The 5,899-nt window shown below is 58.2% G+C and carries 6 protein-coding genes; 1 reads left to right on the plus strand and 5 read right to left on the minus strand.

Annotated elements, in window-relative coordinates; all coding sequences use genetic code 11:
- From V7082_RS21665 to V7082_RS20930, 3 genes are all read right to left on the minus strand, one after another.
- On the minus strand, nucleotides 1-155 hold a 155-nt coding region (locus V7082_RS21665), incomplete at its 3' end, for an efflux RND transporter permease subunit (protein WP_442909836.1).
- Between the two features lie 10 nt (nucleotides 156-165).
- Complete coding sequence (locus V7082_RS20925) at nucleotides 166-1,569, minus strand: efflux RND transporter periplasmic adaptor subunit (RefSeq protein WP_334151574.1); 1,404 nt, start codon at nucleotides 1,567-1,569, stop codon at nucleotides 166-168.
- 15 nt (nucleotides 1,570-1,584) lie between these two features.
- Nucleotides 1,585-2,955: a TolC family protein gene (locus V7082_RS20930; RefSeq protein WP_334151575.1), complete on the minus strand. Its 1,371-nt coding sequence runs from the start codon at nucleotides 2,953-2,955 to the stop codon at nucleotides 1,585-1,587.
- Nucleotides 2,956-3,679: 724 nt separating this feature from the next.
- Between V7082_RS20930 and V7082_RS20935 the strand changes: the two genes are divergently transcribed.
- Nucleotides 3,680-4,318 (plus strand): methyltransferase family protein, encoded by a 639-nt coding sequence (locus V7082_RS20935; protein ID WP_334151577.1) that lies wholly within the window; start codon nucleotides 3,680-3,682, stop codon nucleotides 4,316-4,318.
- 445 nt (nucleotides 4,319-4,763) lie between these two features.
- Here the strand turns inward: V7082_RS20935 and V7082_RS20940 are convergent, their stop codons facing one another.
- Both V7082_RS20940 and V7082_RS20945 read right to left on the minus strand, forming a co-directional pair.
- On the minus strand, nucleotides 4,764-5,015 hold the full coding sequence (locus V7082_RS20940) for a hypothetical protein (RefSeq protein ID WP_334151578.1): 252 nt from the start codon (nucleotides 5,013-5,015) through the stop codon (nucleotides 4,764-4,766).
- A 576-nt stretch (nucleotides 5,016-5,591) separates the two neighbouring features.
- Nucleotides 5,592-5,899 (minus strand): hypothetical protein (locus tag V7082_RS20945; RefSeq protein ID WP_334151580.1); only part of this gene is annotated, 308 nt, incomplete at its 5' end.

Raw genomic sequence — 5,899 nt, forward strand, 5'->3', positions numbered from 1 at the left:
TCCGTATTGATCTGAACTTGATTGTTCGTGATGTCCGGCACGGCGTCGATGGGAAGCTGCTGAAGCGAGCGGATGCCGAAGGCGGCAACCGCGGCTGCGAGAAGCACCACAAGGAAGCGGTGGGTGAGGGAAAAGCCGAGAATGCGTTCGATCATGGCTGTTCCTCTAGTGCTCGTGCTCGGCTTCGGACTTGCCGAGCTCGGCCTTGAGCGTGAAGGTGTTTGAAGTTGCAATCGTCTCGCCGAACTCGAGCCCGGAGAGCACTTCGACATTCATCGAGTCCGAACGTCCGGTCGTCACCTGGCGCGCACGGAAACCTCCGCCCTCGCTGACGAAGACGACTTTGTTTCCATTCACCGTTTGGATCGCAGCTTGCGGCACGATCAGGTCCGCTTCCTGCTCGCCCGACATCAACCGCGCGTTAACGTAGTCACCGAGTTTCCAAATATTGCCCGCATTGTCGAGTTCTGCGATGGCCTTGGCCGAGCGCGTTTCAGGATCAATCACCGGGCTCAAAGCGATGATTTTCCCTACGCCTTTCTGCTCGCCAGCCGAGACGCGGATTTCCTGGCCCTCACGCGCGAAGGCGAGATCGCCGGGAGGGATCGCCATTTCCACCCAAACCTTGGCTAGATCTGCGATGGTAAAGATCTCTCGGTCGGTGCCAACGACCTGGCCGAGAACGATGTCGCGAGCGGTCACGCGGCCATCGATCGGAGAACGGATTTCGTAGAAGCGATATTGCCCTTCGTCCGCGATCTTTGGCAGGCTTTTGATTTCGTCGTCCGAAAGACCGATCGTGTGCAGCCTTTGATGCGCGAGATCGAGCTTAATCTTGGCCGCCTGATAGCCGTTCTTCGCGGTCAGATAGTCCTGCTCTGCAGTAACCTTCTGGTTCCAGAGCCGCTCCTCACGTTCAAAGATCGAGCTAGCCAGTTCTTCGGCGCGCCAAGCGGCGAAGTATTCCGCTTTCGCATCCGCCATTTCCCGGCTTTCGAGCGCGGCGAGCAAATCGCCCTTCTTCACGGTTTCACCGAGCTGCTTCTGGACGCGTGCGGCGGTGCCGGAGAGCTTTGGAACTATCTTAGCCTGGGCATCGGCGTTGATAGCGATGCGCCCAGGAACAGCCACTTCCTTGACGAGCTTTCCCGACATGACGGGAGCCATGCCGATGCCAGCCCCCTCGATCTGAGCAGCGCTCAGTTTGATGAGCCCTTCGCTGTCCTGCTCACCACCACCCTGTGCATGGCCGTGACCATCATCACCCGATTTGTCCGTTGCTTCCTCGCCTTCGGCGTGCTCGTGTTTGGCCTCACCACCAGCGGGCGAGGACGGCAGTGCCTTTGGCTGGGAAGAGAACAGAGCGTCCTGCACGGCACCGAGTACGCCCATCTCGCAGACCTTGGTGCCAAAGCCTTCTTCAGCGTGCTGCTCGGATTCGCCGTGCCCGTGTCCATGCGCATCAGCTTTTGGTGCTGTTGCACAGGAACTTTGCATCTCGCGTACGCCGATGGTTCCGGCCACAGCTACCAGCGCCACCGCAACTATGATCTTCGTCTTCCAGTTCATCACGATCCTCAAATCTCACATTCCGCTGAGGTCGCGCCCGACAAGGGCTTCGACCCTGACCCGCGCCTTTTCGTAGTCAGCGCGCGCCGTCAGCACTTCGAGGCGCGTCTCGAACACAGTGCGTTGGACATCCAGAACGCTCAGGATGTCGAATTTTCCTTCGTCAAAACCGATCTTGGTTTTGTCGTAGGCTTGCTGCGCTCCGGGCAGGACGTCCTTCTCCAGAGCCTTGAGCTGAGTGGCTGCAACGTTGAGTTCGCCGAGCGCTTCGACCAGCGTGGCGTAGAGATCGTTACGCGTGGCCTGATGCTCGCTTTCCGCCTTGGCGACGCGTCGCTCGGCGGCTGCGATGTTGCCCTGGTTGCGATCGAAAATGGGAATTGGCATCGAAACGGATGCCACCATGGCCGCGGAATCGTTCTCTTGATACGTTCGAAGACCAGCCCCGACCGTGATGTCGGGAATGGCCTTGGCGTGCTCGAGGTCGAGCTGCGCAACACGGCGGTTGATCTCATCGCCCCATCGCGCCAAGGCCGGATTGTTATCGAGAAGCACGAGAAGCGTCTCCGGCTGCGGCGCTGCATATCCATTGCCGAGCCGACCGACCGCGTGCCTGAAGTCTATCTTCGGAGCTCCCCAAAGGGCGGAGAGTTTGCGTTTGGCAGCATCAATTCTGACGCGCTCACCCTTTTGCAGCGCTTCTGCGCGAGCGAGAGCGACGGCTGCGCGATCGAGTTCGATCGGACTGGCTTTACCGCCTTTCACACGCGCGTCGATACTGTCCTTTGTTTTTTTGGCAATGGAGACAAATTCTCCAAGTACCTTGAAGCGTTCTTGGGCTATCAGGACATCGACAAAGGCCTGCGCGGCATCCGTGGCCACTTTGACGCGCAACGTCTCATGATCCCAGCCTGCGAGCGATGTATCGAGATGCGCGGCCTGAAGGCGCTTTAGGCGCTTGTCGCCTAGCTCAATCATCTGCGCAAAACCGAAGGTTTCCTCGGCGGAGTCGAAGCCACTCTTATCTTTGCTCCCGGCAAAGTTCTCGACTTCGACGAGCAGTTCGGGGTTTGGCTTTACGGCCGACTGAGCCTCTTCGCCCCGACGCGCATCGATCTCGATGAACGCCGCTTTGATGGCTGGGCTAAAGAGGATGGCCCGCCTCACTGCATCTCGAAGTGAAAGCGCCTCCGCATAGCCTGGCTGCGCCGAATCTCCGGGCACAGGCTGCGGGGATGGTACGACTGGCCGCAACGGCAGGTCGCGATCTGACGCATAGGCATCTGGCGCAGGCAGGCTGCTGGTCTCAAGAGAACTGCAGCCAGCCAACAGTGACGCCGCGAGCGCCACACAAAATCCAGATCGAAAGCCAGTGAGTGCTGGCATGAATTCCCCCAAGCAAAGTTGAATGACGCCGCCAACAAAAATGTTCGCGCGCGCAAAAAAGTTGGGAATTCGAAGATCTAGATTAGGAGTACAACAGTCCTCAGTGCGTCGAGCTGCGGCTCGCGACGCACGCCATAGTAAGGCTGTGGTTCTTCAGCCTCCGGCAGTTCTGAGAGAGCAGGGGAGGCCACTATCGTCAGCAGCACCGCGAAGCTCAGCAAATCCTCAAGAGCGAGCTGACGCTCAAGGTCGGCCAGTGAGGCCGGCTGCTGCGCTTCACTCAGAAGCTGGCTATCAGTGCACGCAGACGACGGAGCGGCGTGTTGATCATGGGGCTCGGCACACTCAACGCTCTGAGCGCCGGCTGCATGGTGATCAGCTGATATGACAAACTCAATGGCTCGATGACCGTCTTCCCCGACGCAAAGTCGCAACGGCGTCCCTGCCAGCACGGAGGCCGGCAAGAAAACCACCATCATAAGGATGGCTACAACTCGTCGCAGAAGACCCATTTGACCAATCAAACCTTAACTTTGCGGAACAAACGTAGCCGAGTCCGGCAGAACGGACAATTGCAATGATGGCACAGCCAGACAGCGAAAAACTGACACGCCGCCAGGCTCCCCCTTCCCCTCGCCCTCCCAGAAAGTCGAAGTAGGAACCGTATTTACACCGCAATTTGTAGCGAGCAGTCTCCGCCTCTACTAACTACTGGACGCCTAACATGTCACTTTCTTACTCATTGCCAGACCTCGATCTCCGCGCCGTCCAATGGCGACGGCGCATTGTTCTAGCGATTGTGATTCTATTCGTGGCGCTTTTGCTGCCATTCGTCTGCGCTGTTTGGTTGCATACCAACCCCCTACTTTACGCCCAGATCGAGCATGCAGGGATATTGCTGATCTTCATCGCGATTTTCGGCCGCACCTGGAGCGCGCTGCATATTGGCGGGCACAAGAAGGCTACACTTATCGAAACTGGCCCTTACTCCCTGGTTCGCAACCCGCTCTATGTCTTCACGTTGATCGGCGTGGCTGGCATCGGCGCCCAGACAAGTTCGCTAGTCGTTGCGGGTCTGTGCACCTCGATAACCGCGGCCGTGCTGTTGTTTGTCGTGTTGAAGGAGGAGGATTATCTTAGAGCCAAGTTTGGCGCAGCCTTCGACGATTACACGCGACGTGTTCCGCGTTTCATGCCGAGTTTTACTGCCTATCGCGACGTCGAGGAGCTTACGATCCGCCCCAAGATCGTCTACCGCACCTTCCTCGAATCCAGCTTGTTTCTCATCTCTATCCCTGCCATCGACGCCATTGAGCTTGCGCGTCACTATGGATGGCTCCCGGACGTGCTGCATCTTCCCTGACACTTCGCGCAAGGATGCCGGGACACTCACTATGCCCGGCATCTTGCCGACGCTCAATGGTGTCCGTGATGATGCCCGTGGCCGAAACCATGATGGTGGTGATGGCCGAATCCGTAGAAGCGCGGATAATAGCCGTAACCGTAATAGGCGTACGGATCGTAGTAGTATCTGCGGTAGGCTCGGTATCGTGCGCCACGGCAGCGTAACCGCCCGCGCCTGTCATATCTGCAGCGTCGAGCGACCTCCTCTACGTTGCTTCGAGTATGTTCGGTAGTCGCACCTTTCAAAAGTGCCGGCACCATGGTCGCAGCCGACGCCGGACCAGTGGCAACGAGCGACAGGCTCGCCGCCGCCGCGTACAGAAATAGACGATATCCTTGCATGGCAAGCCTCATGGTTTAAAGGCGTCATCCGGTGCTTCGGCCGGATGACGCCTTCTGGAGGTCTACTTCTTGTCGTGATCGTGTTTGCCGTCCTCGTGTCCCTCGCCCGCATGCGACGAGGCCTCGAACTTCGCGCCGTCGATCTTGGCGCACTCGTCCTTGGTTAGCTCCTTGTAGCCCTGCTTTTCGCAAGCGGCATCGCCCTGGCACACATTTGCGCCCGTGCAGTGGCCGTGCTCTTCACCTGCGAGTGCCGGAAGCGAAAGAGCCCCGAAGCTGAACGCCAAAACGGTGATGCGGATAGCAGATTTCATTCTTTGTCTCCCAAATTGGATGGTGGTGAAGTCACAGCGGCCGGAATAGGCCGCGCAGTGCTGTCAGACTTGATTTAGTGGCGATTTCCTCCATGTCTGTTGCCGTGTCCCTTGCCGTGACGGCCCTTGTGGCCGCCCGCGTGCTTGCTACCGCCGCAGACCAGACCGCCATATGTGAGACGACAGCCCCTGCGCTTGGAATGTTTCCGATGATGCTTAGCGGCGACCCGTTGAACGACGTCGATGCCTTCAGCCGTTGCTGCGCGCGGCAACACATTCGATGTCAGAGCCGAGGCTGATGGCGCAGCGAGAAGTATACCGGCCGCAATAAATGAGGCTTTAAGTACGATACGCATTTGGATCTCCCATTGTCCTGGGCAAGACGTCGGTCTCACCGTCACTTTCGTGACCGAGGACGGCCGGATGCCAGGCTTAAAACGAGGACGCGATTCAGCACCCCGAGCTCGCAAAAGCGTCGATCAATGCTCGGCATGCGAGCGCTGTGGAGAGTGCTTTCGAAAGTCGTGTTTCGCGCCTGCATTTTACAGGCCGAAACGGCGCAAAAGGCGCGAGAACCTAAATCAAAAGAACAACGGTGCGCCGCAAATCTACCCGCGGATCGACCTGCTGCTGACGTCGACTTGGAGAAAGGGAATTTTGAGCTAAATGGGACAGTGAGAGAACCGGCACCGTAGTCGGTGCCTGAGCAAGTAGGTGCGTTACGGGCAGCAGCTTGATGTCCACCGATGGCGGCGCCGATGCGGTATCCATCAAAGGCTTATCGGTGCATCTCCCCTCATCGGCGAATAAACCAGCACTATTCGCGCCGTCGCAATCAAGAGCATCCTGAGTGAAGGTTCTGTGACTCGCATGGTTTCCACCAT

Origin of the sequence: Hyphomicrobium sp. (assembly GCF_036833075.1) — a bacterium.
GTDB lineage: Bacteria > Pseudomonadota > Alphaproteobacteria > Rhizobiales > Hyphomicrobiaceae > Hyphomicrobium_C.

Excerpts from the sequence above, each read along its gene's own strand:
- V7082_RS20925 (WP_334151574.1), bottom strand. The coding sequence starts at position 1,569 with ATGAACTGGAAGACGAAGATCATAGTTGCGGTGGCGCTGGTAGCTGTG.
- V7082_RS20930 (WP_334151575.1), bottom strand. The coding sequence starts at position 2,955 with ATGCCAGCACTCACTGGCTTTCGATCTGGATTTTGTGTGGCGCTCGCG.
- V7082_RS20935 (WP_334151577.1), top strand. The coding sequence starts at position 3,680 with ATGTCACTTTCTTACTCATTGCCAGACCTCGATCTCCGCGCCGTCCAA.
- V7082_RS20940 (WP_334151578.1), bottom strand. The coding sequence starts at position 5,015 with ATGAAATCTGCTATCCGCATCACCGTTTTGGCGTTCAGCTTCGGGGCT.